Origin of the sequence: Maribacter sp., assembly GCF_049667165.1 — a bacterium.
Classification (GTDB): Bacteria; Bacteroidota; Bacteroidia; order Flavobacteriales; family Flavobacteriaceae; genus Maribacter_A.
Genome location: NZ_JBATHS010000253.1, coordinates 1 through 3,968, shown reverse-complemented (window position 1 = coordinate 3,968; position 3,968 = coordinate 1). Strand labels below are relative to the sequence as shown.

Annotated in this window: 3 protein-coding genes; all 3 read right to left on the bottom strand. The window is 39.6% G+C overall.

Annotated features, from left to right (window positions below; translation table 11 throughout):
- A partial coding sequence (locus WBM98_RS12600; protein WP_424366374.1) for a hypothetical protein occupies positions 1–1,099 on the bottom strand: 1,099 nt, incomplete at its 3' end.
- A 117-nt stretch (positions 1,100–1,216) separates the two neighbouring features.
- Positions 1,217–3,049: an adenylate/guanylate cyclase domain-containing protein gene (locus WBM98_RS12595; protein WP_424366373.1), complete on the bottom strand. Its 1,833-nt coding sequence runs from the start codon at positions 3,047–3,049 to the stop codon at positions 1,217–1,219.
- Positions 3,050–3,102: 53 nt separating this feature from the next.
- Positions 3,103–3,594, bottom strand: coding sequence for a hypothetical protein (locus WBM98_RS12590; protein WP_424366372.1), 492 nt, complete (start codon positions 3,592–3,594; stop codon positions 3,103–3,105).
- Between the last annotated feature and the right edge of the window lie 374 nt (positions 3,595–3,968).

Genomic DNA, 3,968 nt, shown 5'->3' with positions numbered 1-3,968 from the left:
TTAATCGAGGATCAATAACAAACGTTTTAGGGTCCAGTGGTTCATTAGCGACTTGTGTCCAAACGGGTGTTGGATGGTAGGTAATCAAATAATAAACATTTGAAGCTGAAAAAATAATGGGCCCTTTTTCGCTATTACCAGCAATACCTTCGATTAAAACTGGGGCGTCGACAACTGTTTGCCAGGTGTTCATGTCAATGTCCATTCGTGCAACTTTTGAACCTGCATAGATTACCGGACCACTGCCGTAATTACAAGATATGCCCTCTATGGCAAAAGGAGCGGCTGCAAGCATGGCCCATGTATTTGTACTATTGTTAAAGTAGGCGACCTGGTTGCCAGAATAGATAATTGGATCATAACCAGTGGTGGCGGTTATACCATCAATTTCAAAAGGAGCTGCCGGTGTGGTACCCCAATTGGTCTGAGTGGTTCCGGTTAAAAAGGCAACCTGTGTTCCGTTGTATATGACTGGTCCAAATTGATCACCAGCGATACCTTTTATAGCAAATGGCGGAGTCGCCATCGTTGTCCAAGAAGTACCCCCTTTGGCAATGTATGCCAATTGTGATCCTCCATAGGCCACAATACCTACATTATTGTTACCGGAGAGCCCATCAATTTCAAAAGGAGCATCTGGGAATCTGTTCCAGATATTATTCTGATAATTATCGATATAAGCTACCTGCTTACCAACAAAAATAATGGCACCGTATTCGTTTTCACCTGTAATCCCTTCATAACCGTTTAGACCTATGGTTATACTATAGTTTTCAGTATCGTTGGGCGGGTTGAAGTCTTTATTTTTTATTTTTGCCCTGTAGGTGTTATGACTGTTTCCACGGGCAATTTGTTTCATTATTTCTGCACCACTTTCCCTTTTAACACTTTCTATGAACACCGGTGTTGTACCATTCTTTGCAACAGCTGTCCATGTTATTTTTTGATTTTTGTCAACTATAGATTCAAAGTTCTCTGGCTCACCTACCACGGATACAGGATCATTTCGATCATCAGTAAATTCCACCATCATTTTTTTATTGATTTCATTAATGTTCATTGTGTCTACGGTGACCGTAATGTTTGTGTCTTGAGCCATGATCTAATTAGTTTATTTGGTTATTACTATTTATTGATCTACAATTTAAACTACTAAAGATTAAATGACCACTAATTCATCGTAGGACGAAACACTTCATTTATTGTCCGAAACCTCTCATTTATTTACCAAATCTTTTTTATGGGATCCATTTTTAATCGCATTCACATAAAACATCTTCATCATTCCCCTGTTTTTTACTTGTATTTCCCCGCGATACTCGACATCAGCGATATCTTTTATAAGCTCGTATGTATTGGCCGAAACGTTTATTCTACCTGGTTCGGCCATGGTTTCCATACGGGAGGCCACATTAACGGTATCGCCCCAAATATCATAGGAGAATTTTTTACTGCCCACCACCCCTGCAACGACCATCCCTGTATTGATCCCGATACGGGTATCGAAATGAATTTGACCTTCTTGGGAATTCTTTTTTGCCTCTTTTACGAAATCCATGATTTCGAATGCGGCCAAAACCATTTTATGGGCATGGTCCTTGGTGGGATACGGCAAGCCCCCGGCACACATATAGGAATCCCCAATGGTCTTTATCTTTTCCAAACCATACTTTTCCATGATATCATCGAATTTGGAAAAGTAAAAACCTATGGTTTCTACCAATTTTTCAGGATCTAAATTTTCGGAATAATGGGTGAAGCCCTTAAAATCGGTAAACAATACGGTTACCGATTCAAATTTCTTGGCTACGACCTTCCCATTTTCCTTTAATTCATCTGCGGTATCCTTAGGCAAAACATTAAGCAAGAGCGTATCGGAACGATCCCGCTCCTCTTCAATGATTTGTTTGGTTTTTCGTATAAACCTATTGCGTCTGTACAATCCAAAGGCCAGAAGACCGATCAAGAACAAGGCAATGGCCGTCGCAATGACGACGATACGCTGGTTTTCTTGTTTTTGATTCAGTAAATCAACTTCAACCTGTTTTCTGGCAACCTCTAGGTTGGCCATATTTTGGACGTCGGTAATATTCTTAACGCTATCCCTAAACGTAATATGACGTTTATAATATTTGAGCGATGCTGCGGCATCACCTTTTTTCTCATACAATTCAGAGAGTTTTAAATTAGCGTCACTGATTTGATCTTTAAGCCCGAATTGTTGTGCCAGCTCCAGGCTTCTTTCCGCATACCCAAATGCAGCGTCCAAATCATCACGCTGCACATACATATCTGCCATATAGGTAAGATAAACACAGATGGGATAATAATCCCCAAGTTCTTCTAGCAACGAAATTGCGCCACTGATGTTTTCCTCGGCAATGGTATTTTGCCCCAATTGGGCATAGGCCAAGCCCATATTCCCTAGATTATAGGCCATTCCGATTTTGTTGTCGAAGGCTTTGAAAATAGGTCCCGATTCCTTAAAAAACAGTAAGGCGGAATCGGGTTTGGCCAAATTCAGATTGTACTCGTCCCCCAAATTCTCCAAAGAAGTGGCGTAAAGCAACGAATCCCCTCTTTCTTTAAAGATTTTTATTCCATTTTTATAATATCGGATTGTATTTTGTGTATTGCCCATGCCGGAATATACCGCGGCCATGGCAATGTAAAATAAAGCTAGATCTTTATCGCTTTCTTCCGCTTCGGCCAGTTTTACACCTTCATAGTAGCTTTCCAAAGCCTGTGTCAGATCCCCTTTGAGGTTAAGGGCATTGCCTTTTTGTAAATAGGCTTCAATAATCCGATTCGTTGAATCCAAAGCTTTGGCCTCGCGAAGGAGCTCTTCACTGAATTGTAACGACTTCTCCGGATCCGGATGGTATGCAGCAAGATCTTTCAGAAGTTTTAATCGATCCTTTTCCTTAAAATTACCGGAAGTATAGGTCCGTTCCAGACTATCGGCAACAGCTTGGTTCTGGCTGTATATATCGGAACAGAACATGAAAAAAAAGGCCAATAATATACAGGCCTTTTTTTTATATGGCATTAATATGGAACACATATTTCCCATTGCACTTAAAAACGGTTGGCTCGTGAAGGTTAACTACTTCCTCCTACCTTGATTTTAGGATCGATCTCAAAAGAAGTGGTTCCTATGGTAAAGCGGATGAAGTATTTATAGACATTATTCTTTGTATTGGCCTTTACTTTTTCTTTTACTTTCTTTTTCCCATTCTTTTTTTTGCCTTTGTTCTTTTTATTTTTAAACACCTTTTCCCTATTGGGATTGGTAGTGTCATCCATTATCTCGATTTCCTCAATATCAACAATCGCTCCTGATGATGATACCCCTTCCCATTCTATCTCATCATTTTCATTTACAATGATTGTAAATTCTTCGGTATCGTCGCTATTTTCGACGGCAGTGCCCTGGCTTGCCGAAAAAGAAAATGCCTTTTTGTTGTTGCCGTTATTCAATTGTTGGGTATCGACATGTAAGGTAACGATGTGTGTTGTTTGTGCAAACGAAATGCCGGTAAACACAAGTACTAAAATCAATACTAAAAAGATGCGTTGTTCTTTGGTCTTCATAATCAGGTCTTTTATTTAAAATATATTGTAAATTATTGCGAGCCTCTAAAACAAGGACATAAAAAAGGACGAAACACTAATTTGATTGTCCGAGATGCCACGAGAACTTATCCAAACAAATATCGGCGCAAGCATTATATTCCCCTAACCTCACCCGTATGAATCAAGATAAAGAATTTAAACTTAAATTAGGAGTGTATTTACTATCTTTCAAGAGCAGAAGGACTACGGTCGTGGGTATTGTAAGAAATTATGGTAGCCTTTAAAGGAGTACAACGAACTAATTAGCAACGCAAATGAACCAACCAAAAACACCTGAGCATTTAAAAGATAAGCCTTTACCCAAAAAACCTTACGAAATAGGAGGTCACGCG

Coding starts and splice junctions, on each gene's coding strand:
- WBM98_RS12595 (WP_424366373.1), bottom strand. CDS start 3,049: ATGCCATATAAAAAAAAGGCCTGTATATTATTGGCCTTTTTTTTCATG.
- WBM98_RS12590 (WP_424366372.1), bottom strand. CDS start 3,594: ATGAAGACCAAAGAACAACGCATCTTTTTAGTATTGATTTTAGTACTT.